Annotated in this window: 20 protein-coding genes; 13 read left to right on the top strand and 7 right to left on the bottom strand. The window is 71.4% G+C overall.

What is annotated here, in order from left to right:
* Positions 1 to 46: 46 nt before the first annotated feature.
* From ACFYW3_RS20250 to eccE, 3 genes are all read right to left on the bottom strand, one after another.
* Complete coding sequence (locus ACFYW3_RS20250) at positions 47 to 2,512, bottom strand: SCO5717 family growth-regulating ATPase (protein ID WP_389386925.1); 2,466 nt, start codon at positions 2,510 to 2,512, stop codon at positions 47 to 49.
* 286 nt (positions 2,513 to 2,798) lie between these two features.
* On the bottom strand, positions 2,799 to 3,515 hold the full coding sequence (locus tag ACFYW3_RS20245; RefSeq protein ID WP_351761444.1) for a hypothetical protein: 717 nt from the start codon (positions 3,513 to 3,515) through the stop codon (positions 2,799 to 2,801).
* Positions 3,512 to 4,783 (bottom strand): type VII secretion protein EccE, encoded by a 1,272-nt coding sequence (eccE, locus tag ACFYW3_RS20240; protein ID WP_389386924.1) that lies wholly within the window; start codon positions 4,781 to 4,783, stop codon positions 3,512 to 3,514. The genes ACFYW3_RS20245 and eccE overlap by 4 nt, the downstream gene beginning before the upstream one ends.
* A gap of 288 nt (positions 4,784 to 5,071) precedes the next feature.
* Here eccE and eccB point away from each other — a divergent pair, with 288 nt between their 5' ends.
* The 4 genes from eccB (at position 5,072) to ACFYW3_RS20220 (ending at position 8,876) form a co-directional block, all read left to right on the top strand.
* Complete coding sequence (eccB, locus tag ACFYW3_RS20235) at positions 5,072 to 6,646, top strand: type VII secretion protein EccB (RefSeq protein ID WP_351761450.1); 1,575 nt, start codon at positions 5,072 to 5,074, stop codon at positions 6,644 to 6,646.
* An 11-nt stretch (positions 6,647 to 6,657) separates the two neighbouring features.
* The gene (gene mycP, locus ACFYW3_RS20230; RefSeq protein ID WP_389386923.1) at positions 6,658 to 7,992 is read left to right on the top strand and encodes a type VII secretion-associated serine protease mycosin; all 1,335 of its coding nucleotides are present in this window, start codon (positions 6,658 to 6,660) and stop codon (positions 7,990 to 7,992) included.
* A gap of 213 nt (positions 7,993 to 8,205) precedes the next feature.
* On the top strand, positions 8,206 to 8,526 hold the full coding sequence (locus ACFYW3_RS20225; protein WP_351761453.1) for a WXG100 family type VII secretion target: 321 nt from the start codon (positions 8,206 to 8,208) through the stop codon (positions 8,524 to 8,526).
* A 44-nt stretch (positions 8,527 to 8,570) separates the two neighbouring features.
* Positions 8,571 to 8,876, top strand: coding sequence for a WXG100 family type VII secretion target (locus ACFYW3_RS20220; protein WP_351761456.1), 306 nt, complete (start codon positions 8,571 to 8,573; stop codon positions 8,874 to 8,876).
* Between the two features lie 125 nt (positions 8,877 to 9,001).
* Here ACFYW3_RS20220 and ACFYW3_RS20215 read toward each other — a convergent pair whose 3' ends face one another.
* Both ACFYW3_RS20215 and eccCa read right to left on the bottom strand, forming a co-directional pair.
* On the bottom strand, positions 9,002 to 9,235 hold the full coding sequence (locus ACFYW3_RS20215) for a DUF397 domain-containing protein (RefSeq protein ID WP_053683900.1): 234 nt from the start codon (positions 9,233 to 9,235) through the stop codon (positions 9,002 to 9,004).
* Positions 9,236 to 9,335: 100 nt separating this feature from the next.
* Positions 9,336 to 13,298: a type VII secretion protein EccCa gene (gene eccCa / locus ACFYW3_RS20210; protein ID WP_351761459.1), complete on the bottom strand. Its 3,963-nt coding sequence runs from the start codon at positions 13,296 to 13,298 to the stop codon at positions 9,336 to 9,338.
* A 206-nt stretch (positions 13,299 to 13,504) separates the two neighbouring features.
* Between eccCa and eccD the strand changes: the two genes are divergently transcribed.
* From eccD to ACFYW3_RS20180, 6 genes are all read left to right on the top strand, one after another.
* A complete protein-coding gene (eccD, locus tag ACFYW3_RS20205) occupies positions 13,505 to 15,025 on the top strand; it encodes a type VII secretion integral membrane protein EccD (RefSeq protein WP_389386922.1) in 1,521 nt (506 codons plus the stop codon).
* A gap of 174 nt (positions 15,026 to 15,199) precedes the next feature.
* Positions 15,200 to 15,487: a 30S ribosomal protein S15 gene (rpsO, locus tag ACFYW3_RS20200; protein ID WP_053683894.1), complete on the top strand. Its 288-nt coding sequence runs from the start codon at positions 15,200 to 15,202 to the stop codon at positions 15,485 to 15,487.
* Positions 15,488 to 15,772: 285 nt separating this feature from the next.
* On the top strand, positions 15,773 to 17,995 hold the full coding sequence (locus ACFYW3_RS20195) for a polyribonucleotide nucleotidyltransferase (RefSeq protein ID WP_351380848.1): 2,223 nt from the start codon (positions 15,773 to 15,775) through the stop codon (positions 17,993 to 17,995).
* A complete protein-coding gene (locus ACFYW3_RS20190) occupies positions 17,992 to 19,371 on the top strand; it encodes a pitrilysin family protein (RefSeq protein ID WP_267797537.1) in 1,380 nt (459 codons plus the stop codon). Before ACFYW3_RS20195 ends, ACFYW3_RS20190 begins: the two co-directional genes overlap by 4 nt.
* 81 nt (positions 19,372 to 19,452) lie before the next feature.
* Complete coding sequence (gene dapB, locus ACFYW3_RS20185; protein WP_389386921.1) at positions 19,453 to 20,208, top strand: 4-hydroxy-tetrahydrodipicolinate reductase; 756 nt, start codon at positions 19,453 to 19,455, stop codon at positions 20,206 to 20,208.
* A gap of 19 nt (positions 20,209 to 20,227) precedes the next feature.
* Complete coding sequence (locus ACFYW3_RS20180) at positions 20,228 to 20,680, top strand: hypothetical protein (RefSeq protein ID WP_351761467.1); 453 nt, start codon at positions 20,228 to 20,230, stop codon at positions 20,678 to 20,680.
* Positions 20,681 to 20,714: 34 nt separating this feature from the next.
* Here ACFYW3_RS20180 and ACFYW3_RS20175 read toward each other — a convergent pair whose 3' ends face one another.
* Together ACFYW3_RS20175 and ACFYW3_RS20170 are read right to left on the bottom strand one after the other, a co-directional pair.
* Complete coding sequence (locus ACFYW3_RS20175; RefSeq protein ID WP_351761469.1) at positions 20,715 to 21,269, bottom strand: PH domain-containing protein; 555 nt, start codon at positions 21,267 to 21,269, stop codon at positions 20,715 to 20,717.
* Positions 21,270 to 21,317: 48 nt separating this feature from the next.
* Complete coding sequence (locus tag ACFYW3_RS20170) at positions 21,318 to 21,557, bottom strand: hypothetical protein (protein ID WP_053683883.1); 240 nt, start codon at positions 21,555 to 21,557, stop codon at positions 21,318 to 21,320.
* A gap of 226 nt (positions 21,558 to 21,783) precedes the next feature.
* Here ACFYW3_RS20170 and thyX point away from each other — a divergent pair, with 226 nt between their 5' ends.
* From thyX to ACFYW3_RS20155, 3 genes are all read left to right on the top strand, one after another.
* Positions 21,784 to 22,524, top strand: coding sequence for an FAD-dependent thymidylate synthase (gene thyX, locus ACFYW3_RS20165; RefSeq protein ID WP_389386920.1), 741 nt, complete (start codon positions 21,784 to 21,786; stop codon positions 22,522 to 22,524).
* A 199-nt stretch (positions 22,525 to 22,723) separates the two neighbouring features.
* Positions 22,724 to 23,623 carry a 4-hydroxy-tetrahydrodipicolinate synthase gene (gene dapA / locus ACFYW3_RS20160; RefSeq protein WP_351761473.1) on the top strand — a complete coding sequence of 300 codons (900 nt, stop codon included), beginning with the start codon at positions 22,724 to 22,726 and terminating at the stop codon, positions 23,621 to 23,623.
* Between the two features lie 113 nt (positions 23,624 to 23,736).
* Positions 23,737 to 25,422: a ribonuclease J gene (locus tag ACFYW3_RS20155; protein ID WP_053683878.1), complete on the top strand. Its 1,686-nt coding sequence runs from the start codon at positions 23,737 to 23,739 to the stop codon at positions 25,420 to 25,422.
* The last annotated feature ends 348 nt before the right edge of the window (positions 25,423 to 25,770 follow it).

Genomic DNA, 25,770 nt, shown 5'->3' with positions numbered 1-25,770 from the left:
ACGGTACGGGCCCTTCGTGCTGCCGCCCGGTGCGTCCCGGCCCGCGTCAGCCGAGCCGGGGATCGCGCGGCGGACCACCGGGCTGCGGCGGTTGTTGCCCCGGCTGCCCGGGCTGCTGCCAGGGTTGCCCGGGCTGCGGGTACGCCCGGTCGTACGGCTGTGGGGCGGGCGGCGGCTGCTGCTGGTGGGGCGCCTGCTGGTACGGACCCGGCGCCGGCGCCTGCGGAGGCTGCGGGACCTGGGCGGCCTGCGGGGCGCCCCAGTGGTTCTGCGGGGCCTGCTGCTGCGCGCGGACGAAGTCCTCGGCGACCAACGCGGAGAGGTTGAAGTACGCCTCGCGCGTCTTCGGCCGCATCAGGTCGAGGTCCACTTCCGCGCCCGCGGCGAGGTGCTCGTCGAAGGGCACCACGACCACGCCCCGGCAACGGGTCTCGAAGTGCTGGACGATGTCCTCGATTTTGATCATCTTGCTGGTCTCGCGGACCCCCGAGATGACGGTGAGGGACCGGGACACGAGATCGGCGTAGCCGTGGGCGGAGAGCCAGTCGAGCGTGGTGCTGGCGCTGCTGGCGCCGTCCACGGACGGTGTCGAGATGATGATCAGCTGATCGGCCAGGTCGAGGACCCCGCGCATGGCGGAGTACAGGAGCCCGGTGCCCGAGTCGGTCAGGACGATCGGGTACTGGCGCCCCACGGTCTCGATGACACGCCGGTAGTCCTCGTCGTTGAAGGTCGTCGAGACCGCGGGGTCCACGTCGTTCGCGATGATCTCCAGGCCGGAAGGGGCCTGCGAGGTGAACCGCCGGATGTCCATGTACGAGTTCAGGTACGGGATCGCCTGGACGAGGTCCCGGATCGTCGCACCGGTCTCGCGGCGCACCCGCCGGCCGAGGGTGCCGGCGTCCGGGTTCGCGTCGATGGCCAGGATCTTGTCCTGGCGCTCGGTGGCGAGCGTCGCGCCGAGCGCGGTGGTCGTCGTGGTCTTGCCGACGCCGCCCTTGAGGCTGATGACGGCGATCCGGTAGCACGACATGACCGGCGTACGGATGAGCTCCAGCTTGCGCAGGCGCTCGGCCTCGGCCGCCTTGCCGCCGAACCGGAAGCCCGAACGGGTCGGCTTGGGCTTCTGCTTGGCCCGCAACAGACGGTCGGAGGACAACTCGACGGCGGCGGTGTAGCCGAGCGGCGCCCCACCGCCGGCCTGGCCGGACGGGTACGAGGGCTGCTGGGGGCCGCTCGGCCACTGCGCGCCCGAACGGGGGTCACCGTAGGGCGGCTGCGGCTGCGGCTGCGGCTGCGGCTGCGGCGGTTGGGGTTGCTGCTGAGCCGGAGCGGGGACCTGTGCCGGCGGGGCGGGAGGGAAGCCGTATCCCCCGTGCGGGGCCGGGGCCGGGGGCTGCGGCCGGCGGTCGGCGGGGGAAGGCGGGAAGCCGTAGCCCTGCGGGGCATCGGGCGCACCGAAGGCGGCCGGCGGAAGGGCACCACCGGGTCCCCCGTAGGGGTTCTCCACGACGGGCGCCGGCGCGTCCGCCGGGGTGGCGGGCGGGGCGTACGGCCCGGGCGCGGGCTCCGCGAGGGCAGCCTGCGGCGCGGGGTCCCGGTAGGGACCGGCCGGAGGAACCGCGTCGGCGGGGGCGGGGACCGGAGTCACCGGGGACGCTCCGTCGGCGGGCGCGACGGACACCGCCGGCTCGACCGGCGCCGGTACGGGCGGCTCGACCGGCACGGGTACCGGAGCCGGTGCGGACGCGGGGCTCGGGTACGGCTCCGGCGCGGGACCGGGGTACGGCGGCGCCGGGGGCTCGGGCGTCACCGCGGGCGGCGCGGGCGGGGCCGCCGGAGTGGGCGGGGCGACGGGAGCCGGCTCGACCGGAGCCGCCTCGACCGGAGCCGCCTCGACCGGAGCCGCCTCGGCCGCCGAGGCCGCCGGGCTGGGCTCGACCGGAGCCGCCTCGGCCACGGCCGGGGCCACCGGAGCGACCGGTTCCGCGACCGGCTCGACCCGTTCCGCGGCCGGAGCTGCGGGGAGGTCCGGGGACACGGGCGCCGGCTCGGGCGCGACCGCCGGAGCGGCCACCTCGCCCGGCTCCGGGTACGACGCGGCCGGACCGGGGTACGACGGAGCGGAAGCCTGAAGCCGGTACGCCGGGGGCTCCTGAGCCGGCGCGGCGTCGACGCGGGGCGGCTCGGGAGACGTGGGTTCCGGCGTCGGTTCGGCCGGCGTCGTGAACGCGGCGGGCGCGCCCCGCTCGTCGGCCGGGCGCTGCGCGGGCGGTGCGATCCGCATCGTGGAGGACGAGACCACGTCCGACGGGCGGTGGGGTTCGAACCCGCTGCCCTCGGGCAGCCCCGGCACCGGTGTGGCCGGAGCCGCCGGCGCGCCCTGGGTGTACCAGGCCGGCGGGGTGTAGTCGATGGTGAACTCGCCCGTCACCTCGGGCTCCGCGTCGGACTGATCGTCCGTCGGGACGTCCCACGTCCCGCCGCGCCTCTCGTTCCGATCGCCGCTCACTGGTCCTCCTGGTTTGTCGAACACCGCACAGGCGCCAACCTCGACGCCGTGCCCTCACTCACCCTAATGGCGCCCCCTTTCGCGGCCCGCCCCGCCGGGGCCGCGGACCGGGGGCGCCACGTTCCTCCCTACAGGCCGACCGGGCGCTGAGCAACCGTCATCGGCACCCGCTCACCCCATCCGGGGAGAGTCCCGGACGGCCCGAGGCGCGCCTTCGCGGTCCGCACCGCCACCACCCCGGATCCGTTCGGATCGCCCACCCCCGGTCCGTTCGCGCCGCGTCGGGTCAGTCGATCCGCCGCGACGGACCCAGCAGCCCGATCTCCGTGTCCGTGCCCTGCGTCATCACGAACGTGCGGTCCTGCGGCGTACACCACAGCGTGACCCCGTCACCCAGCGTCGGCAGCGAGTCCACGGCCGCGGCCGGCAACCCCATCAGGCGGCCGACCTGCTCCGCCTCGTCGGGGGAGACCCGCTGCACGCCCACCACCGAGGAGTTCCGCAGCAGCCGGGGCGCCGTCGGGCTCAGGTACGGCAGCAGGGTCAGCACCGACTGCCACGGCCCCGCCACCACCCGGCCGCGCGGTGGTCTCATCCCGCAGTCCCGGATCACCAGGACGGGGCTGCCCGCGGACGCGCCCTGCGGCGGGACCCGGCCCACCTCGTGGAGGGTCACACACTGCTGCCCGCCGCCGGCGGCCTGCGCCAGCCCGGACCACACCGGCCCGCGCCCGGTCTCCACCGCCACCCGCGCCCCGGTGGCCGCCGCGCGCAACGCCAGCACCTGCGCCGTCCAGAGACCGCCGATCAGCGTCACCTCGTACGGGGTGGGACGGTTGACGCCCAGCACCGCAGGGTTGCCCTCGGCGTCCACCCCGATGACGACCCCGTCGTCCCCGACGGGGAGCGCCAGCAGGTCCAGCTCCGCCGCCGGCAGCACGTGCCGTTCCCGGCGCGGGCCGACCAGCCCGAAGCCGCCCCGCAGGGCACCCGTACCCCTCATCGCGCACCTCCCAGCGGCAGCGAGGCCAGCAGCCCCGGCACCTGTTCACGGTCCAGGCGTACGAGGTCGGCCTTCACACCCCGCGCCGTCCGCTCCAGTTCGCGCCGGGCGGCGACCAGTTCCTCGTCGCTGCGCCCGGTCACCCGTACGTGTCCGGTCAACGTGACGCCCTGTCGCCCGGCGGGGGCCATCGTGAGGCTGAAGTTCGTGGCCAGGGCCGGCAGTGACGTCAGCAGCGCCACGAACTGGGGGAGCGCCGCCCCGGAACCGCCCAGTCGCGGCCAGCGGCCGATCCAGTAGGTGGTGTGCCGGCGGTCGTCGCAGCGCCAGGTCCGCGAGGTCTCCTCCGTGCGTCGCCCCGACCCGGCCGACCGGCCCGCCTGGGTGATCGCCATCGGGTTCGCGCACGAGGACGTCGCCAGCGCGCCCGTCAGTTCCTGCTCGGTCAGCACCGTGGCGCGGAATCCGGCCCCGGTCAGCCGGCTCGCCAACTGGTCGGCGGCCCGCACCAGACACCGCTGGGCGCCGCCGAGCCCACCGCCGCGCGCGGTGACCGCCTCGGGGCACAGCTCCGGGTCGAGTTTGAGCGCGACCCACGTCAATCGCACCGCGGGCGTCCCGGTGCTGGCCTGCAGAGGCGCGTAGTTGAGCGCGGCCATCGACCGGGCCGGCAGGTGCGGCGCCGGCGCCGGCTGGGTGTGCTGCACCAACTGCGCGGACTCCAGGCGGATCCCGTCCACTTCGAGGATGTCCCGTACGAGACCGAGCGGCAGCGGTCGCGCGCCCCGGTCCGGTCGCAGCGCCGTGGCGTCCGTGTCCACCTGCACGACCGCGGTCAGGAACGTCCCGTCGCCCACCATCCCCACCGGCCGCCGGTCACGGTCGCCGAACGTCAGGGTCCGCAACGCGGGATCTGCCTCGACCAGCGGAGCCAGCCCCGGTTCGGTCCCGGCCGGCACGGCGAAGGCGGCGGCCCGCCCCCGGCGGGCCCGCAGCGCGAGGGAGCCGGCGAGCCACTCCGGCAGGGACCGCCGGCGCCGGCGCACGACCGCGAGCAACACCAGGACCAACGCGAGCGCGCCGGCCGGCATCAGCAGCAGCGGTTCCACCACCCACGCCACCAACAGCGCCGCCGCGGCGACCTGGAGCAGGACGAGCTGTTGCAATCGGAACGGACCGAACCGCCCCGGACCCGACCTCGGATGCGGCGTCACCCCGTCGCCCGCGGGTGCGGCCTGGGCCGTCTGCGACTGCGTCGCGGTGGCCATCACTCGCGCACCTCCCCATCCCGGGGTCGGACCCCGTACGTCCGGTGTCGTGCGGCCCTCGCCGCCCGACTCCGGAGATCCCCTCGATCCGCCCCGACGAGCCCTGATGCCACAAGGCGCCTGAAATCGCGCGGTCCGGGCTCTTGAACGGGGGTGTGGAACGGCCAACAGAGCCTACCCGCCCCACGCGTGGCCTCCGGCAAGAGGCATAGTAGGTGCCCGGTCAGACAATCGAGGCTCGGGGGACCGTACCCACCGACCGGGCCGTGCGGGGAGAAGCAGGCGGCCATGGCATCACGACGTGATGAGCTCAACGCGTACACCTTTGCGAAGCGGCGTACGGTGTCCGCCTTCCTCCAGCCGTCAGCCACCGGCACCGAGGAGGGAGCGCCCAGGCCGCTGCGCGCCGTACTGCCCGGAGTGGTCGTCGGGGCACTGGTGTTGGCGGGCTTCGGCGCCTGGGGCATGTTCAAACCGCAGGCCCCCAAGGGCTGGGCCGAGCCGGGCACCACGGTCATCGTCGGCAAACAGTCCACGACCCGCTACGTGGTCCTGTCCACCAAGATCAACGGCAAGGCGCAGACGCGGCTGCACCCGGTGCTGAACCTGGCCTCCGCCCGACTTCTCCTGGATCCCTCGAAGTTCAAGGTCGTCCAGATCGACGACAAGATCCTCGACGCGGGCAAACCGCCGCGCGGCCCGATCGTCGGCATCCCCTACGCCCCCGACCGGCTGCCCACCGCGGCGGACGCCGGCAAGGCCAAGCGCTGGGCCGTCTGCCAACAGCCCGGCGGCAACGGCAAGGGCGTGCAGACCGCCGCCTTCGTCCTCGCCGAACGCGAGGCGGGACGCGTGGACGACGCCGGCAGGGTCACCGGCGGCCAACTGCTGTACGTCCGGAACACCGGCGGCGCCAAGGAGCGCTACCTGGTCGACGCCGGCGGCACCAAGTACCGGTTCCCCGAGGGCACGCCCGACGCGGGCACCCTCACCACCGCCCTCGTCGGCACCGGCGCCGTCCCGCAGCCCGTCACCGAGCAGTGGCTGGCCACCCTCAATCCCGGCGACGACCTGGCCTTCCCGCAGCTGCCCGGCACGCCCGACGCCAACGCGAACGTGCAGGGCCTGGCCACCGCCGACAACAAGGTCGGCATGGTGCTCACCGCCCAGACCGGCTCCGGCACCCAGAACTACGTGGTCCTGCCCGGACGGGTCGCCCCGGTGTCGGAGTTCGTGGCCTGGCTGCTGATCTCCGCGCCGGCGACCGATGCCCTCGACATGCACGGCAAGGCCCGCGAGATCGACCTCCAGTCGCTCACCCCGGACGCCACCCCGTTCAAGGGCGAGGCCAGATGGCCGCAGCGGCGCGGTCCCCAGATCAACCGCGTCGCGCCGGCCGCCGGCGCCGCCGAGGGAACCGGGCAGCGCGACACCGTCTGCAACGTCCTGCGCTCCGTCGACGGCCAGGGAAACCAGACCCTCAGCACCTGGGCCGGCGCCGGATTCCCCCTCGACATCACCGCCAGCGGCACCAGCTCGTACGTCACCCCGGGCTCGGGTCTGCTCTACACCCAGACACAGGGCCGGCAGACCACCGCCGGGGGATCCCTGTTCCTGGTCACCGACACCGGCCTGCGCTACGCCGTACAGGCCAACGGCGACAGCGACGCCGAGCAGTCGAAGATCGGTGCCGGGGCCCCGAAGGACCCGGCCGCCGACGGCCGTCCCGAGGCGAGCCAGGCGCAGATCCGGCTCGGTTACGGCTCCGTCACACCGGCCATGGTGCCCATCGCGTGGTCCGAGTTCCTCTCCAAGGGGCCCCGGATGGACACCAACTCCGCCCGCCAGCCGCAGGGTTCATGAGGACGCCGCCGATGTCCGAAACGCCGATGCGACGCCCCCGCGCACCCCGCACACCCCGCGCCTTCGGGGCCCTGCGGCCCGGTCCGGTGCGCGTGGCCGCGAGGGCCGCGCTCCTCGCCTGCGCCCTCGCGCTCGTCACGGTCCCCGGCGCGGGCGGAGCCGCCGCCGCGCCCCGGCCCTCGTACGCCGCGTTCCCCGCGTCCGCCTCGTACGCCTCCCGGGTCTCCGGAGCCGGCGAGTGCACGTTCCCCATGAAGAAGCAGATCGCCGATCGCCCGTGGGCCCTGCAACGGGTGCTCCTGGACACCCTCTGGGCTCGGACCAAGGGCAAGGCCAAGGACGGGACGAGCATCCGCGTGGCGGTCATAGACACCGGCGTGGACCGGGCGAACCCACAGCTCAGCGGCGCCCTCGATGTCGCGGCCGGCAAGGACTTCGTCGATCCCAAGGGCGGCGACGGCACCGCCGACACCGTGGGCCACGGCACCAAGGTCGCCGGGCTGATCGCGGCGCGCCCCCAGGAGGGAACCGGCTTCGTCGGCCTCGCCCCCGAAGCCACCGTCATCCCCATCCGGCAGAACGACGGCCAGGGCAACGGCAACGCCGCCACCCTCGCCAAGGCGATCGACCACGCCCTGGCCAAGGGCGCACACGTCATCAACATCTCGCAGGACACCGACGCCCCACTCGGCCCGGACTCCGACCTCGCCAAGGCCGTGAAGCGCGCCATCGACGCCAAGGTCGTGGTGATCGCCTCGGCGGGCAACGACGGCCTCGCCGGCCAGAAGCGCAAGACCTACCCGGCCGCCTTCCCCGACGTCCTCGCCGTGGCATCCTCCGACCGCAACAACGAGCGCGCCGCCTTCTCCCAACCCGGCGACTTCGTCGGCGTCGCGGCCCCCGGCGTCGACATGGTCTCCACCGTCCCGGGTTTCGGCCAGTGCATCGACAACGGGACGAGTTTCTCCGCACCGTACGTCGCCGGCCTGGCCGCCCTGCTGCGAGCCGAGCACATGGACTGGACCCCGCGACAGATCGTCTGGCAGATCCAGAACACCGCCGAACGCGCCGTCAACGGCCGTGACGACTACGTCGGTTGGGGGGTCGTCGACCCGGTTCGCGCGGTCACCCAGGACGGTGAACCCCCCAAGGCACCCGTCCCGGACCCCGGACCGCCCCCCGCGGCCGCCCCGGAGGCCGCGCGACTGAGCCTCACGGAGACCGCGCAGGAACGGCAGGAGCGCCTCGGCACGTACGCTCTCGGGATCGGCGTGGTCCTCATCGGCGTCATCGCGGGGACCGCCACCGTCGTCCGCGACGCCCGCCGCCGCCGCCGTTTGCAGTGAACGGCCACCGGTTTACGAAGGCAGTGGGACACCGGTGTTGGGCCGGTGCGATGAAGTGACTAGAGTGACGCCGAGCTTCACGACTGTGATCGGGGGATCGTGTGAAGCGGAGGGGGACTTCCGAGGCGAGCGGCTCCACGCCGCGCCGGGAACATCCGCTCCGCCACGCCGTCCGCCGGTTCTGCCGGCGAATTGAGAAGTGAGGAGCTTCGGATGACGAACAATTTCGGACTCGCGGATGATCCGGTCGTCAAGGCGGCCGACAAGATCTCCGAGACGGCCCAGGCCGTCACCACCCAGTCCCGTGAACTGGCCGACATCGTCGCGACGGTGAGCGCCGGTTGGACCGGTGTGGGCGCCGGCGGATTCGCCAAGGCCCAGGAGGACATCAACCTGGACCACGACAAGATCCGCCGCCTGCTCGGGGTCCTGCACCACGCGGTCTCGCAGACCAAGAACCTGAGCAACGCCCAGGACGAGGACGTGCGCGCGACCTTCGCCGCCGCCAACAAGTCCGGCCTGAACAACATCTGACCCGACGTCGTCGCCCGTCAAGCCCCAGCGCGAAGGAGAAGACCATGGTTGACCCCGGCCACACCCGGGTTCGGTACGAGACCGTCCAGCAGATGGCCGACCGCATCCGGATCGTGTCGAACAACATCCTCAAGGACCTGGCCGACATGGAGCAGGCCGTCAAGGTCGTCACCGACACGTGGGACGGTGAAGCGCACCGCGAGTACGTGACCCTCCAGACGAAGTACAAGGCCGCGGCCGACCACATGCAGAAGCAGTTGGAGACCGTCGCCAAGCTCATCGAGGCCGGCAAGGGCGACTACCGCGCCACCGACGTGAAGGCCTCGCGCCTGTTCACCGAGGCTTACTGAGCCCGGTGGCCCGGTGGCCCGGTGGCCCGGTAGCCGGCACACCGGCAGCCGGTCCCTCGCCGAGCACCGAACGGGGCGCGCCCGCACCGGGCGCGCCCCGTCCGCGTCTCCCGACGCCCGCCGCCTCAGCGCAGGTCGAACTCGCCGTCCCGGGCGCCGAGCACGAACGCCTCCCACTCGGCCGCCGTGTACCGCAGCACCGTCTCCCGGTCCAGCGAGGACCGCATGGCCACCGCCCCCTCGGGCAACTTGGCGATCTCGACCCGCTCCTCGTCGGGACTCGTCCCGGGCGGGCCCTCCCACTCGACGCCGCTGATGTCGAGCGCGTACAGCTCGTCCTTCTCCTGCTGGGACCCCATGGTGCGGCCTTCCCTTCGTACGACGGCGGTGCAGCGTTCCCGCCCGATTATCGACGCCGGCGCCGCGGGTGGGGGAGCGATTCGACTTCTCGGTCCTGCCTCACGGCGCGGAGTTCGGCAACCGCCCGATCTGCACCAACGACGTGCCCCGCTTGCGCGAGGCGTAGTAGCCCCGGCCCGGCGGCATCGGACGCGGCCGGACACTGCCGATCAGGTCGCCCTCGGACGGGTCGCCCGACAGCACCACACCCTGCGCCCCCAGCTCCTTGATCCGCTGCATGAAGGGCTCGTACAGGGAACGCGAGGCCCCCGCCGAGTTCCGGGCGACGATGAAGCGCACGCCCGTGTCCCGGGCGAAGGGCAGGAACTCCACCAGCGCGGCCAGCGGATTGCCCTGACTCGTCGCGACCAGGTCGTAGTCGTCGATGATGATGAAGACGTCCGGGCCCGTCCACCAACTGCGATCCCGCAACTGCTGCGGGGTCACGTCGTCGGGCGGCTGCCGCCGGGAGAACACCCCGCCCAGCGCCTCCATGTGCATCTGGAGGGAACTCGCCATGGGCGCGTACTCCAGCAGGTGCTCCTCCGGGAGCGCCCCGAGCAGCCCCCGCCGGTAGTCGCCGACCACCAGCTTGGCCTGGTCGGGGGTGTACCGGTCGGCGATCTGTCGGGCGATGAGCCGCAGCAGGTTCGTCTTGCCCGACTCGCTCTCGCCGAAGACCAGGAAGAACGGATCGGTCTCGAAGTCGACGAACACCGGCTCCAGATCCGTCTCCCCGATGCCGATCGAGATCCCGCGCGAGGGGTACTCCCCGCCCTTGGGCAACTGATCGGCGTGGAGCAGCCGCGGCAGCAGCCGCACGCCGGGTGCCGAGGCCCCCGTCCACGCCCCCTTCACCGCCGCCACGAACGCCGCCGTGGCCTCCGACAGGTCCTGCGCGGTGTGCGAACCGTCGATCCGCGGCAGGGCGCCGAGGAAGTGCAGCTTCTCCGGGACCTGACCGCGACCCGGCATCCCCGTGGGGACGTTCGCGGCGACCCGCCGGTCGAACTCGGAGTCCATGACGTCGCCGAGCCGCAGTTCCAGCCGACTCAACATCTGGTCCTTCAGCGCGGACCGCACCTCCATGTAGCGCGCGGCCGTCACCACCACGTGGATCCCGTACCCCAGACCGCGAGCGGCGATGTCCGTGACAACCTGCTCCAGGCCCTCGTACTCGGTACGGAAGCCGCCCCACCCGTCGACGATCAGGAACACGTCGCCCCACGCCTCGCCGGGCAGCTCGCCCGCCGCGCGCCGCCGACGGTAGGTGCCCATCGAGTCGATGCCGTGGGCGCGGAAGAACTCCTCGCGCCGATCGAGGATGCCCGCGACCTCCGCGACCGCCCGGCGCACCCGCTCCGGATCGAGCCGCGAGGCGATCCCGCCCACGTGCGGCAGCTCCGCGACCGACGAGAGGCTGCCGCCGCCGAAGTCCAGACCGTAGAACTGCACCTCGCGCGGGGTGTGCGTCAACGCGAACGAGGAGATCAACGTCCGCATCAGCGTCGACTTGCCCGACTGCGGACCGCCCACCACCATCATGTGGCCCGCCGCACCGGAGAAGTCCCGGTACAACACCTCACGTCGCTGCTCGAACGGCTTGTCGATCAGGCCGAGCGGCACCACGAGCCCGCCGGGCCGCGTGTACCCCTGCGCGTGCAACCCGCGCTCCGCCGACGGGGCCAGGGCCGGCAGCAACTGGTCCAGCGGCGGCGCCTGGTCCAGCGGCGGCAGCCACACCTGGTGCGCCGGCACGCCCTGACCCTCCAGCCGGCCCACGATCACGTCCAGCACGGTGTCCGCCAGAGCGTCGTCCCCCTGCGCGGCTGCCTGCGCCGCCAGGTACGCCGGGTCCGGCGCGGCGTACACCACCGGCACCGGCGCCGCCGTGAAACGCACGGGCCGCCGCTCCAACGGGAACAGCCCCACCGACAGGTCGGGCCCGCCCGAACGGTAGGTGCCCGACACGTACGCCGCCTTGAAGCGGGTCATCTCGTCCGTACCGAACTTCAGGTACCCCGAACCCGGCACCGACGGCAGGTGGTAGGCGTCGGGCACCCCGAGCGCGGTCCGCGACTCGGCCGCCGAGAACGTCCGCAGACCCACCCGGTACGAGAGGTACGTGTCCAGCCCGCGCAGCTTCCCCTCCTCGAGCCGCTGCGACGCCAGCAACAGGTGCACGCCCAGCGAACGCCCGATGCGACCGATCTGGATGAACATGTCGATGAAGTCGGGCTTCGCCGTCAGCAGTTCGGAGAACTCGTCGATGACCAACACCAGCGAGGCCAACGGCTCCAGCGGCGCGCCGGCCGCCCGCGCCTTCTCGTAGTCGTGGACGTTCGCGTAGTTGCCCGCCGACCGCAGCAGCTCCTGCCGGCGCTGCAACTCGCCGCGGATCGAGTCGCCCATGCGGTCCACGAGCGTCAGGTCGTCCGCCAGGTTGGTGATCACCGCCGCCACGTGCGGCATCTGCCCCATCCCCGTGAACGTCGCACCACCCTTGAAGTCCGCGAGGACGAAGTTCAACGTCTCCGAGGTGTGCGTGACCGCCAGACCCAACACCAGCGTCCGCAGCAGCTCCGACTTCCCGGAACCGGTCGCACCCACGCACAGACCGTGCGGCCCCATGCCCTCCTGGGCGGCCTCCTTGAGGTCCAGCATCACCGGGGAGCCGTCCTCGCCCACACCGATCGGCACACGCAACCGCTCACCGGCCGACCGGGGCCGCCACGTCCGCGACACGTCGATCGAGGCCGCGTCACCCAGGTTCAGCAGGTCCGTGAAGTCCAGATTCGCCAACAAGGGCTCGTCCTCGTCACCGCCACCCGTGCGCAGCGGCGCCAACTGCCGGGCCAGGGCCTCCGCAGCCGGCAACGACAGGGTGTCCGGCACCCCCTCGTACGCGACGCCGGCGCCCGACTCCAGCCGCAACCGACCCGGCCGCACCACCACGGACAAGCCGCCGCGCGGCTCGTCGAGCTCGCCCGCGACCACCTCGACGACGGTCACCCCCTGGAGGCCCTCCACCGCCGCGAACACCGAATCCGGGGGCACGATCCCCCCGTCCAGCACGACCACCAGGTGCGGCTGGTCCAACACGGGGGAGACCTCCCGGCTGAAGCGCGGCCGTCCCTCCAGCCGCGAAGCCAACAACCCCTCCAGCTCGCCCAGGTCGTCACCGAACAGCCGCTTCGTGCCGGCCCCGTCCACCTGGCCGGGCACCTGCGTGTGCGGCAACCACTTCGTCCAGTCCCACGAGGGCACCGCACCCGGCGCGGTCACCACCGCCACCATCAGGTCCTCGGGGGAGTGCAACGTCGCCAACTGGGCCACCAACGCCCGCGCCGTCCCGCGCGCCGACTCCGTCTCCCCGGACACCGTCACGTGGTAGAACGCCCGGATCGACACCGCCACCGGCAGCCCCTCCAACGAGGAGTGCACCTTCAGGAACCGCTGCATCGCGCCCGCCGTCAGCGGCTCCAGTTCGTCCACCGGCGCCGTGTCCGGAGCCACCAACGCGGTCGCCAACCGCTGCGCGCCCAGTCCCAGCCGCGCCTGCCCGAAGTCCGCGTCCCCGACCCGCCGTTCCCACAGCCGCGACCCCTCGGCCACCACCGACCACAACTGCTCCGGGGCCGGGTGGAGATACAACTGCGCGTCGCGTTGCGCCCGCGCCGTCCTGCGCACCTGCCGGCGCGTCTGCGCCAGGTACTTCATGTAGTCCCGACGCACGTCCGCCATTTGCCCCTGCGTACCGCGCCGGTGACGCACCAGTTGGGCGATCACCATGCCCACGGTCGAGACCAGCATCAGCACGCCCATGATCCGCATGAACGGTGCCGCACCCGGCATGAAGAAGAAGACCACCGACGAACCCATGCCGAGCATCGGCAAGAGCTGCATCAGCATGCCCTCCTGCTGTCCGCGCGGCAGCTCCGGCGGCGCCTCCAGCCTCAGTTCGTCCGAGGGGACTTCGGGCGGCAGCGCACGGGGCGGGCGCTTGACGACGATCTGGCTCACCGGAGCATCAATCCCTTGAAAACGGACGGGACGTCGCAACCGGCGCCCCAAGTCCCGGACACGGAGGGGGACTCCCCCGCGCGACGGCGATCCTACTTGCCGGCCCTCCGGCGAAGGCCCGGTAGGGTGACCGCGCGCGGCATGCGCAACCGCGAACTCGGCCCGCGCACGCGCACGGCCGGACACGCCAACCAGGGGGCACACAGGTGAGTACGGCCGAGGCGACGGGTTTCTGCAGGGTCACCGTCGTGGCCCCGGACAGCCGGATAGACGTCGCCCTCCCCGAGGACATCGCCGTCGCCGACGTCTATCCCGAACTGCTGCGCCTCACCGGCCAGACCCAGCCGGTCGGCGCGCCGACCGGCTTCCACCTCGTACGCCGCTCCGGCGTCGTCCTCGACGGCGCCCGCACCCTCGCCGCCCAGCAGGTCCTCGACGGCGAGGTGCTCAGCCTGCGCCCCTTCGCCGAGTCCCTGCCGCCCGCCGTCTTCGACGACGTCGCCGACGCCGTGGCCTCGGCCGTCGTCCGCGACCGCCACCGCTGGAGCGACGACATGCTGCGCGGCGCGGGTCTGGCCGGCGCCGCCGTCCTGCTCGTCCTGCTCGGCTTCGTCCTCTGGTACGCCGACCCGGTCCGCCACGACATGCACGGCCTGCCCGGCGTCATCGCGGGCGCCGTCGCCGTCCTGCTGGTCGCCACCGCCGGCGTCCGCGCCCGGGTGTACGACGACCGGGGCTCCGCCGTCGCCCTCGGCCTCGCCGCCCTCCCGCACCTGCTGATCGCCGGCTCCGGCATCGTCGCGCCCGCGGCCGGCGAGGGACCCGGCCGCCTCCAGTTCCTCCTCGGCTGCCTCTGCGCCCTCGTGGCCGCCGTCGCCCTGGTCGCCCTCACCCCGAACGGCGACGCCCCCTTCGTCGCGGCCACCTTCCTGGCCGCCACCGGCACCCTCGCCGCCTTCGGGGCCATCGCCACCGAGGGCTCCGCCACCGCCACGGCCGCCGTCTGCGCCCCCGTCGCCGTGGGCCTCGTCGCCTTCCTCCCCGGCCTCTCCGCCCGCTTCGCCCGACTGCCCATCGGCTACGCCGCCCCGCAGAGCTCCGCCGGCGACCACGAGATCCCCGACCGCCACGAGACCCGGCCGTCCGGCGCCCCGACCGACCCGACCGACCCCGACGCCGAGGCCCGGCGCGACCCTGCCGCCCTCGACGCCGAGGCCATCGCCGTCCAGGCCCGCCGGGGCCACGAGATGCTGCTCGGCCTCGTCGGCGGCTGCGCGGCCGTCGCCGTGGGCGCCGCCGCGGTCCTCGGCTTCTCCGACGACACCTGGGGCCGGCTGCTCGCCCTGACCGCCGGCCTCGCCATGCTGCTCCGGGCCCGACTCTTCCGCTACACCTCACAGGTGGTGTGCGCCCTCGCCGCCGGCCTCGCCGCCGTCGCCCTGCTCGTCCTGGGCCTGGCCCTGCACCCGCCGGCCGACCTCGTCGCGGAGCTCCTGCTCCACGGGGACCGCGGCGGCCTGGACCTCCGTACGATCTGGCTCTCGGCCGCCGTCGCCGCCGGCGCGGTCCTCCTCACCGGTATTGCGCTTGTCATCCCACGCAAGGGCCTGTCACCCTTCTGGGGACGGATGCTCGACCTCACCGAGGCCGCGGTACTGCTCAGCCTGGTCCCGCTGACCCTGGCCGTGCTCGACGTCTACTCCCGGGCCCGCGCTCTCACCAGCTGAGACTGCCGGGACCCGGCAGCCTGGTACGCTGTGTGACGGCCGTTTGTGTACGCGCTTCCGGAGGTCCTCTGGAGGCTGCGCTCAGCGGACCCCGCCTCCCGAGTAACGGAAGATCCCCAGAGAATTCGACCTGGGGCACTCGGTGGCAACGAAGACCTATCACGAGGAGTACGCGTGCCGCTCGACGCCGCAACGAAGAAGCAGCTCATCGAAGAATTTGGTGCCAAGGAGGGCGACACCGGCTCCCCCGAGGTTCAGGTCGCGATGCTCTCCCGCCGCATCTCGGACCTGACCGAGCACCTCAAGACCCACAAGCACGACCACCACTCCCGTCGTGGTCTGCTGATCCTGGTCGGCCAGCGTCGCCGCCTGCTGCAGTACCTGGCCAAGAAGGACATCCAGCGCTTCCGTACGCTGGTCGAGCGCCTCGGCATCCGCCGCGGTGCGGCCGGCGCCAAGTAAAGACGCTGTGAAGGGAGCGGTTCCCACACTGAGGGGGCCGCTCCCTTTGCTGTACGTGCGCGACGCACCACACGCTTTGTAGTCTGGAAGCACACGCGCACAACCGAAGAGGAGGAGCGCCCTCCCTACGCCGCCGGTCCTCGGTAGTGGCATCCGGAAAGCCCAGCGAGGGCAACGAACCGGGTGCTTCGATCGAAGACCGGCCCGCACGCCAGGAGCGCTCTCCAACACCGTTCGTCACCACACGGGTGGCGGACGGAGACGACGAAAATGGAGATATCGCTAGTGGAGAACGAGACCCACTACGCCGAGGCCGTCATTGACAACGGTTCCTTCGGCACCCGCACCATCCGCTTCGAGACGGGCCGTCTGGCCCGCCAGGCCGCCGGCTCCGCCGTTGCCTACCTGGACGACGACACGATGGTGCTGTCCGCCACCACCGCGTCGAAGAAGCCCAAGGACCAGCTCGACTTCTTCCCCCTCACGGTGGACGTCGAGGAGCGGCAGTACGCGGCCGGCAAGATCCCCGGCTCCTTCTTCCGTCGCGAGGGCCGGCCCTCCGAGGACGCGATCCTCACCTGCCGCCTGATCGACCGCCCGCTGCGCCCGTCCTTCAAGAAGGGCCTGCGCAACGAGATCCAGGTCGTCGCGACGATCATGGCGCTCAACCCCGACCACCTGTACGACGTCGTGGCGATCAACGCCGCCTCCGCGTCCACCCAGCTGGCCGGCCTGCCCTTCTCCGGCCCGATCGGCGGCGTCCGCGTCGCGCTGATCCGCGGCCAGTGGGTCGCCTTCCCGACGCACACCGAGCTCGAGGACGCCGTCTTCGACATGGTCGTCGCGGGTCGCGTCCTGGAGGACGGCGACGTCGCGATCATGATGGTCGAGGCCGAGGCCACCGAGAAGACCATCGCCCTGGTCAAGGGCGGCGCCGAGGCGCCGACCGAGGAGATCGTGGCCGCCGGCCTCGACGCCTCGAAGCCCTTCATCAAGGTCCTCTGCAAGGCCCAGGCCGACCTGGCCGCCAAGGCCGCCAAGCCCGAGGGCGAGTTCCCGGTCTTCCTGGACTACCAGGACGACGTGTACGAGGCCCTCTCGGCCGCCGTCAAGGGCGAGCTCTCCCAGGCGCTGACCATCGCGGGCAAGCAGGACCGCGAGGCCGAGCTGGACCGCGTCAAGGAGATCGCCGCCGAGAAGCTCCTCCCGGCCTTCGAGGGCCGCGAGAAGGAGATCTCCGCCGCCTACCGCAGCCTGACCAAGGCCCTGGTGCGCGAGCGCGTCATCAAGGACAAGGTCCGCATCGACGGCCGCGGGATCACGGACATCCGTACCCTCGCCGCCGAGGTCGAGGCCATCCCGCGCGTGCACGGCTCGGCGCTGTTCGAGCGTGGCGAGACCCAGATCCTGGGCGTCACCACCCTCAACATGCTCCGCATGGAGCAGCAGCTGGACACCCTCTCCCCGGTGACCCGCAAGCGCTACATGCACAACTACAACTTCCCGCCGTACTCCGTCGGCGAGACCGGCCGCGTCGGTTCGCCGAAGCGCCGCGAGATCGGCCACGGCGCGCTCGCCGAGCGCGCGATCGTGCCGGTCCTCCCGACCCGCGAGGAGTTCCCCTACGCGATCCGTCAGGTGTCCGAGGCCCTCGGCTCCAACGGCTCGACGTCCATGGGCTCGGTCTGCGCCTCCACCATGTCGCTGCTGAACGCCGGTGTGCCCCTCAAGGCCCCCGTCGCCGGCATCGCCATGGGTCTGATCTCGCAGGAGATCGACGGCAAGACCCACTACGTCGCCCTCACCGACATCCTCGGTGCGGAGGACGCCTTCGGCGACATGGACTTCAAGGTCGCCGGCACCAAGGAGTTCGTCACCGCGCTCCAGCTGGACACCAAGCTCGACGGCATCCCGGCCTCGGTTCTGGCCGCCGCCCTCAAGCAGGCCCGCGACGCCCGCCTCCACATCCTCGACGTGATGATGGAAGCGATCGACACGCCGGACGAGATGTCCCCCAACGCCCCCCGGATCATCACCGTCAAGATCCCGGTGGACAAGATCGGTGAGGTCATCGGCCCCAAGGGCAAGATGATCAACCAGATCCAGGAGGACACCGGCGCCGAGATCACGATCGAGGACGACGGCACCATCTACATCGGTGCCGCCGACGGCCCGGCCGCCGAGGCCGCCCGCGCCACGATCAACCAGATCGCCAACCCGACCATGCCGGAGGTCGGCGAGCGTTACCTGGGTACGGTCGTCAAGACCACCACCTTCGGTGCCTTCGTCTCCCTGATGCCCGGCAAGGACGGCCTGCTGCACATCTCGCAGATCCGCAAGCTCGCCGGTGGCAAGCGCGTGGAGAACGTCGAGGACGTGCTCGCGGTCGGCACCAAGGTCCAGGTCGAGATCGCCGAGATCGACTCCCGCGGCAAGCTCTCCCTCGTCCCCGTGGTCGAGGGCGAAGCGGCCGACGCCGACGCTGACAAGGACGACTCCGACAAGTGACGTCGCGTAGTTCCCGTGTGACGGCCCGCCCCTCTTCGGAGGGGCGGGCCGTCGCCCGTACCCAAACCCTGCTCAAGGGGCAGAACGGCATCGGCACCGTCCGGCGCACGGTCCTGCCCGGCGGACTGCGCATCGTCACCGAGACGCTGCCCTCCGTCCGCTCCGCCACCTTCGGCATCTGGGCGAACGTGGGCTCCCGGGACGAGACGCCCACGCTCAACGGCGCCACTCACTACCTGGAGCACCTCCTCTTCAAGGGCACCGACAAGCGCAGTGCCCTCGACATCTCCTCCGCGATCGACGCGGTCGGCGGCGAGATGAACGCCTTCACGGCGAAGGAGTACACCTGCTACTACGCACGGGTGCTCGACACCGACCTGCCGCTGGCCATCGACGTGGTCTGCGACATGCTGACCGGCTCGCTGATCCGCGAGGAGGACGTCGACGCCGAGCGCGGCGTCATCCTCGAAGAGATCGCGATGACCGAGGACGACCCGGGCGACTGCGTGCACGACCTGTTCGCGCAGACCATGTTCGGCGACAGCCCGCTGGGCCGTCCCGTCCTCGGCACCGTGGAGACGATCAACGCGCTCGGCGCCGACCGGATCCGCCGCTTCTACAAGAAGCACTACGACCCGACCCATCTGGTCGTGGCCGCGGCCGGCAACGTCGACCACAACAAGGTCGTACGTCAGGTCCGCGCCGCGTTCGAGAAGGCGGGTGCCCTGGGTCGCACCGACGCCGAGCCGATCGGCCCGCGCGGCGGCACCAAGCGGATCCGCACCGCCGGCCGCGTCGAACTGGTCAACCGCAAGACCGAGCAGGCCCACGTGGTCCTCGGCATGCCCGGCCTCGCCCGCACCGACGAGCGCCGCTGGGCGCTGGGCGTGCTGAACACGGCCCTCGGCGGCGGCATGTCCTCCCGGCTGTTCCAGGAGGTCAGGGAGAAGCGCGGCCTCGCCTACAGCGTGTACTCGTACACCTCGGGCTTCGCCGACACCGGCCTGTTCGGCGTGTACGCCGGCTGCCGGCCCAGCCAGGTCCACGACGTGCTGCGGATCTGCCGGGACGAGCTGGACAAGGTCGCCTCGGACGGGCTCACGGACGAGGAGATCAGGCGGGCCGTCGGTCAACTGTCCGGCTCCACGGTCCTCGGCCTGGAGGACACCGGTGCCATCATGAACCGGATCGGCAAGAGCGAGCTGTGCTGGGGCGACCAGATGTCGGTCGACGACATGCTGGCCCGGATCGCGGCCGTGACCCCGGACGACGTCCGGGCCGTCGCGCAGGACGTGCTGGCCCACAAGCCGTCGCTCGCCGTGATCGGACCGTTGAAGGAGAAGCAGGCCGCCCGCCTCGACGAAGCGGTGGCCTGAGATCCTGGGGTTCCCGGGTGCCGGCCCGCATCGGCCGGCCGGCACCCGGCCCTGTGAGATGGAAGCGAAGGAAGCACGAGCATGAGCAGCAAGCTGCGGGTCGCGGTTCTCGGCGCCCAGGGGCGCATCGGCGCCGAGGCGGTCAAGGCCGTCGAGGCCGCCGAGGACATGGAACTGGTCGCCTCGCTCACCCGCGGGGACAAGCTGGAGACCCTGACCGACGCCGGCGCCCAGGTCGTCGTCGAGCTCACCACCCCCGCCGCCGTCATGGACAACCTCGACTTCTGCGTCCGCCACGGCATCCACGCCGTCGTCGGCACCACCGGCTGGACCGAGGAGCGCCTGGCCGAGCTGAACACCTGGCTCGCCGCCTCCCCGGAGACCGGGGTGCTCATCGCCCCCAACTTCTCCATCGGCGCCGTCCTCACCATGAAGTTCGCCGCCCAGGCCGCCCGCTACTTCGAGTCCGTCGAGGTCGTCGAGCTGCACCACCCCAACAAGGTGGACGCCCCCTCGGGCACCGCGACCCGTACCGCGCAACTCATCGCGGCCGCCCGCGCCGAAGCCGGTCTGGGCGCCCAGCCCGATGCCACGGCCACCGCCCTCGACGGAGCCCGCGGCGCCGACGTGGACGGCGTCCCCGTGCACGCCATCCGCCTGCGCGGCCTGCTGGCCCACCAGGAGGTGCTCCTCGGCGGCGAGGGGGAGACCCTCACCATTCGTCACGACTCCCTGCACCACAGCAGCTTCATGCCGGGCATCCTGCTCGGCGCACGCCGCGTGACGCAGACCCCGGGCCTCACCTTCGGCCTCGAACACTTCCTCGACCTCGGCTGATGAGCAGGCAGTAGTACCCATGCGCGCGAAGATCGTCTACTTCCTCACGGCCGCCGTCCTGGTCGTCTACTTCGTCCTGGTCGGCAGCCGGGGCCTGATGCTGATCCAGCACGGCACCTGGCTCACCGTCACCATGGGCCTTTCCGTGCTGATCCTGCCGGTCATCGGCATCTGGTTCCTCTGGAAGAACACGCGGTTCGTCACCAAGGCCAACCAGCTCGCCGCCGAGCTGGAGGCCGAAGGCGCCCTGCCGGTGGACGAGCTGGAGCGGGACCAGTACGGGCGGATCCTGCGAGACTCCGCCGACGAGGTCTTCGCGCGCCGCAAGGTCGAGACCGAGGACGCGCCGGGCGACTGGCGCAGCTGGTTCCGGCTCGCCGTGGCCTACCACGACGCCCGCGACACCCCGCGGGCCCGCAAGGCCATGCAGCGCGCCATCGCCCTGCACGACGGAAAGCCCGTACAGGTCTGATCCCCGTACGGGCTCCACGTGCGCCGGCGACGACTCAGGCGGGAACGGCCCGGTATTCGTCGGCCCACGCCTCCACCATCCCGGCGGCCCGGTCGAAAGCCTCGGACCGGGCCAGGAAATCGGCGTTGTGGTCGGTCAGGAGCACCGGCAGTTCGGCGCCGTCGTGCGCCGCCGCGGTCAGGGCCTGACCCTGCACGGTCCTCGGCAGCCCGAGCCAGCGCACCGGCTGCTGCACGGTGCGAATGCTGTCGATCCTGCTCCAGGCGACCGAGCGCGTTCCGAAGAACGCCACCCGGCGCAGCCCCGTACGACTCACCCAGACACCCATGCGCAGCAGGCGCAGGGTCGCGCCGACCACGGTGAGCGCGGCCGCCAGGGAGAGCAGTGCCCCGCCCCAGGTGCCCGCGAAGGCGACGATCATCGTGGCCAGGAGCATGAAGGCGGAGAGCAGCAGCAGCAGCGCCGCGACGGCCACCCGCCAGGGACCGGGACGGTAGGGCCGACGCCAACGGTCGGGATCGTCGTGGGGCAGTGTCTCTTCTTCGTGCGCGTCGAAGACGCCGTCGGCCGTCAAGAAGGGCAGGGGCACGGCTGGACCTCACTCACATGCACGTTCGGTTGGGCTGTGCCCGTGAGGCTACCGCCCCTCGGACGCCTCCGACTGCTGTGACTTCTGGGGCGCCTTGTGCGGCTGCAGTGCCGGCATGCCGAAGAGCAGCGAGCCGACGAGCCCCGCCACCACGGTCAGTCCGACCAGCGTACGGGCGGCGATCTGGGTCTTGGCCAGACTCTCTCGCGGCGGTGGAGTGACGTTACTGCGGAATCGGTCGGCCTCGGCGACGAAGGCGAAGGGGACGGGTTCGCGCCGGCGAAACATGGGAGGCACTCTCCTCACGGTCAGGGCCCGCGGGCCACGTGGTGCGTTCTCCAGGTAAGACGTCCGAAGTCCCCGATCCGTGCCGCGAATCGGAACATTCGCCGAATCGCATGGCGCGGCGTCAGCTGTACGGGTGACCCCGCCACCGCCCCGGCCTGGGAATCGAGCCGTTCCCCGCGCCGTAGAGTGGGCGCGCCCCAGGTAATACCGTTCGGAAGGACCCCCGGTGAGCGAGAACGCCGCTTCAGACCTGAAACCCAGCTTCCGCAGTGACGTGACGGTGGAGCTGGTGAAGCACTCCGCCGCCGACTCCGACGTGCTGTGGGCCGCCCGTGTCTCCACGGCCGGCGAGCAGTCCCTGGAGGAGCTCCAGAAGGACCCCGAGCGCTCCAAGGGCCTCATCAACTATCTGATGCGCGACCGCCACGGCAGCCCCTTCGAGCACAACTCGATGACCTTCTTCATCAGCGCCCCGATCTTCGTGTTCCGCGAGTTCATGCGGCACCGCGTCGGCTGGTCCTACAACGAGGAATCGGGCCGCTACAGGGAGCTGGAGCCGGTCTTCTACGTCCCGGACTCGGATCGCAAGCTGATCCAGGAGGGCCGCCCGGGCAAGTACGTCTTCGTCGAGGGAACCGCCGCGCAGCAGGAGCTGACCAGCCGCGTCATGGAGGACTCGTACGTCCAGGCCTACCAGGCCTACCAGGAGATGCTGGCGGCGGGCGTGGCCCGGGAGGTTGCCCGTTCGGTCCTGCCGGTCGGACTTTTCTCCTCGATGTACGCCACCTGCAACGCGCGCTCGCTGATGCACTTCCTCGGCCTGCGCACCCAGCACGAGCTGGCGACCACCCCTTCCTTCCCGCAGCGGGAGATCGAGATGGTCGGCGAGAAGATGGAGCGGCACTGGGCCCGCCTCATGCCGCTCACGTACGCCGCCTACAACGCGAACGGTCGCGTTGCGCCGTAAGGCCGGAGCCACGACCGGCGCACAGATGTGCGGCCCAAGTCCCAAGTGTCCGTATTGCGGCGTTTCGTAAAGTTCATCTAGGCTGATCAAACGGACCCGGCACTGCTTGAACCCCCGAGCAGGCAGTGCCGGGCTCCAACACTCGGTTCACGTCCCCCGAGGGGACACCGCGAGCATGGCAGCGAGTAGCGTGTTACCCATGGCTCCGATCTCGACTCCGCAGACCCCCTTCGGGCGGGTCCTCACCGCCATGATCACGCCGTTCACGGCTGATGGCGCACTCGACCTCGACGGCGCGCAGCGGCTCGCCGTCCACCTGGTGGACGCAGGCAACGACGGCCTGATCATCAACGGCACCACCGGCGAGTCGCCGACCACCACCGACGCGGAGAAAAACGACCTCGTACGAGCCGTACTCGAAGCCGTCGGTGACCGCGCCCACGTGGTGGCGGGCATCGGCACCAACGACACCCGGCACACCCTCGAACTCGCCCGCCAGGCCGAGCGCACCGGTGCCCACGGCCTGCTCGCGGTCACGCCGTACTACAGCAAGCCGCCGCAGGAGGGCCTCTACCGGCACTTCACGGCCATCGCGGACGCCACCGAGCTGCCCGTCATGCTCTACGACATCCCCGGCCGCAGCGGCGTCCCGATCAACACCGAAACCCTCGTCCGCCTGGCCGAGCACCCCCGTATCGTTGCCAACAAGGACGCCAAGGGCGACCTGGGCCGCGCCAGCTGGGCCATCGCCCAGAGCGGTCTGGCCTGGTACTCCGGCGACGACATGCTGAACCTGCCGCTCCTGTCGGTCGGCGCGGTCGGATTCGTCTCCGTGGTCGGCCACGTGGTCACCCCCGAACTCCGCGCGATGCTCGACGCCCACCTGGGCGGCGACGTCCAGAAGGCCACCGAGATCCACCAGAAGCTGCTCCCCGTCTTCACCGGCATGTTCCGCACGCAGGGCGTCATCACCACCAAGGGCGCCCTCGGCTTGCAGGGACTCCCCGCCGGCCCGCTGCGGCTCCCGCTCGTCGAGCTGACCGCCGAGGAGATGGCGCAGCTCAAGATCGATCTTGCTGCCGGCGGGGTACAGCTCTGACAACAGACTTCACAACTGAACAAGCGCAATCCGAAACCGCATAAGCAAGTGCACGAATGACATGCGCGCCACGTGCCTACGAGGTACGTGGCGCGTGTGGTGAGGAGACACTTTTGAGCCATCCGCATCCTGAACTGGGCCCGCCGCCGAAGCTCCCCAAGGGCGGCCTCCGGGTCACCCCCCTGGGTGGCCTCGGTGAGATCGGCCGCAACATGACCGTCTTCGAGTTCGACGGTCGCCTGCTGATCGTCGACTGCGGCGTCCTCTTCCCCGAAGAGGAGCAGCCGGGCATCGACCTGATCCTGCCGGACTTCTCGTCCATCCGGGATCGCCTCGACGACATCGAGGGCATCGTGCTCACGCACGGTCACGAGGACCACATCGGCGCCGTCCCCTACCTCCTCCGGGAGAAGCCGGACATCCCGCTGATCGGCTCCAAGCTGACGCTCGCCCTGATCGAGGCGAAGCTCCAGGAGCACCGCATCCGCCCCTACACCCTCGAGGTGAAGGAAGGCGAGCGCGAGAACCTGGGCCCCTTCGACTGCGAGTTCATCGCGGTCAACCACTCCATCCCGGACGCGCTGGCCGTGGCCATCCGCACCGGCGCCGGCATGGTGGTCTGCACCGGCGACTTCAAGATGGACCAGCTCCCGCTGGACAAGCGCCTCACCGACCTGCACGCCTTCGCGCGTCTGAGCGAAGAGGGCATCGACCTCCTTCTCTCGGACTCGACGAACGCCGAGGTCCCGGGCTTCGTCCCGCCCGAGCGCGAGATCTCCAACGTCCTGCGCACGGTCTTCGCGAACGCCCACAACCGGATCATCGTGGCCAGCTTCGCCAGCCACGTGCACCGCATCCAGCAGATCCTCGACGCGGCCCACGAGTACGGCCGCCGCGTGGCCTTCGTCGGCCGTTCGATGGTCCGCAACATGGGCATCGCCCGTGACCTGGGCTACCTGAAGGTCCCGCCGGGCCTCGTCGTGGACGTGAAGACCCTCGACGACCTGCCGGCCCACGAGGTCGTCCTGGTCTGCACGGGTTCCCAGGGCGAGCCGATGGCGGCCCTGTCCCGGATGGCGAACCGCGATCACCAGATCCGGATCGTCCCCGGCGACACGGTGATCCTGGCGTCGTCCCTCATCCCGGGCAACGAGAACGCGGTCTACCGCGTGATCAACGGCCTGACCCGATGGGGCGCCAACGTCGTGCACAAGGGCAACGCCAAGGTGCACGTCTCCGGCCACGCCTCCGCGGGCGAGCTGCTGTACTTCTACAACATCTGCAAGCCGCGGAACCTGATGCCGGTCCACGGCGAGTGGCGCCACCTGCGCGCCAACGCCGAGCTCGGCGCGATGACGGGTGTCCCCAAGGACCGCATCGTCATCGCCGAGGACGGCGTGGTCGTCGACCTGATCGACGGCAAGGCCCGCATCTCGGGCAAGGTCCAGGCCGGCTACGTGTACGTGGACGGCCTCTCGGTCGGCGACGTCACCGAGGCCTCGCTCAAGGACCGCCGCATCCTCGGTGACGAGGGCATCATCTCGGTCTACGTGGTGGTCGACAGCACCACGGGCAAGGTCGTGAGCGGCCCGAACATCCAGGCCCGCGGCTCCGGCATCGAGGACTCGGCCTTCGCCGCCGTCCTGCCGAAGATCGAGGAAGCCATCGCGCGCGCCGGCGCCGACGGCGTGGCCGAGCCGCACCAGATCCAGCAGCTCATCCGCCGCACCATGGGCAAGTGGGTCTCGGACGGCTACCGCCGCCGCCCGATGATCCTCCCGGTCGTCGTCGAGGTCTGAGCCTCGCCGTAACGCCCGTGTCGGAGCGGGGCAACCGGATTTGCGTCCGGGGGCCCCGCTCCAGTACGTTTACGTCTCCACCTCGCACGGCACCCAGGCACACACGTGTGCCCGACCGCCGGTGCGAGCGGGTGGGAATCAAACACTCAGGAACACCTGATAAAGTCTGATCCACCCGAAAGGGAAAGGCCCTCCAACGGCCATCGAATTCAAATCCGAGTCGGAAACGACACGGAAATGGTCTGATAGAGTTGGACTCGCCGGAAAGGGAAAACGCGAAAGCGAAGAACCTGGAAGGCGGAAAACAAGCGAGACTGACTCTGATAGAGTCGGAAACGCAAGAACGAA

The organism is Streptomyces sp. NPDC002602 (assembly GCF_042889445.1).
Classification (GTDB): Bacteria; Actinomycetota; Actinomycetes; order Streptomycetales; family Streptomycetaceae; genus Streptomyces.
This window is presented reverse-complemented; position numbering and strand designations above follow the sequence as displayed.

What these genes read in the sequence shown, in the direction of transcription:
- ACFYW3_RS20245 (WP_351761444.1), bottom strand. Translation starts at nt 3,515, where the DNA reads ATGAGGGGTACGGGTGCCCTGCGGGGCGGCTTCGGGCTGGTCGGCCCG.
- eccE (WP_389386924.1), bottom strand. Translation starts at nt 4,783, where the DNA reads ATGGCCACCGCGACGCAGTCGCAGACGGCCCAGGCCGCACCCGCGGGC.
- eccB (WP_351761450.1), top strand. Translation starts at nt 5,072, where the DNA reads ATGGCATCACGACGTGATGAGCTCAACGCGTACACCTTTGCGAAGCGG.
- mycP (WP_389386923.1), top strand. Translation starts at nt 6,658, where the DNA reads ATGTCCGAAACGCCGATGCGACGCCCCCGCGCACCCCGCACACCCCGC.
- ACFYW3_RS20225 (WP_351761453.1), top strand. Translation starts at nt 8,206, where the DNA reads ATGACGAACAATTTCGGACTCGCGGATGATCCGGTCGTCAAGGCGGCC.
- ACFYW3_RS20220 (WP_351761456.1), top strand. Translation starts at nt 8,571, where the DNA reads ATGGTTGACCCCGGCCACACCCGGGTTCGGTACGAGACCGTCCAGCAG.
- ACFYW3_RS20215 (WP_053683900.1), bottom strand. Translation starts at nt 9,235, where the DNA reads ATGGGGTCCCAGCAGGAGAAGGACGAGCTGTACGCGCTCGACATCAGC.
- dapB (WP_389386921.1), top strand. Translation starts at nt 19,453, where the DNA reads ATGAGCAGCAAGCTGCGGGTCGCGGTTCTCGGCGCCCAGGGGCGCATC.
- ACFYW3_RS20180 (WP_351761467.1), top strand. Translation starts at nt 20,228, where the DNA reads ATGCGCGCGAAGATCGTCTACTTCCTCACGGCCGCCGTCCTGGTCGTC.
- ACFYW3_RS20170 (WP_053683883.1), bottom strand. Translation starts at nt 21,557, where the DNA reads ATGTTTCGCCGGCGCGAACCCGTCCCCTTCGCCTTCGTCGCCGAGGCC.
- dapA (WP_351761473.1), top strand. Translation starts at nt 22,724, where the DNA reads ATGGCTCCGATCTCGACTCCGCAGACCCCCTTCGGGCGGGTCCTCACC.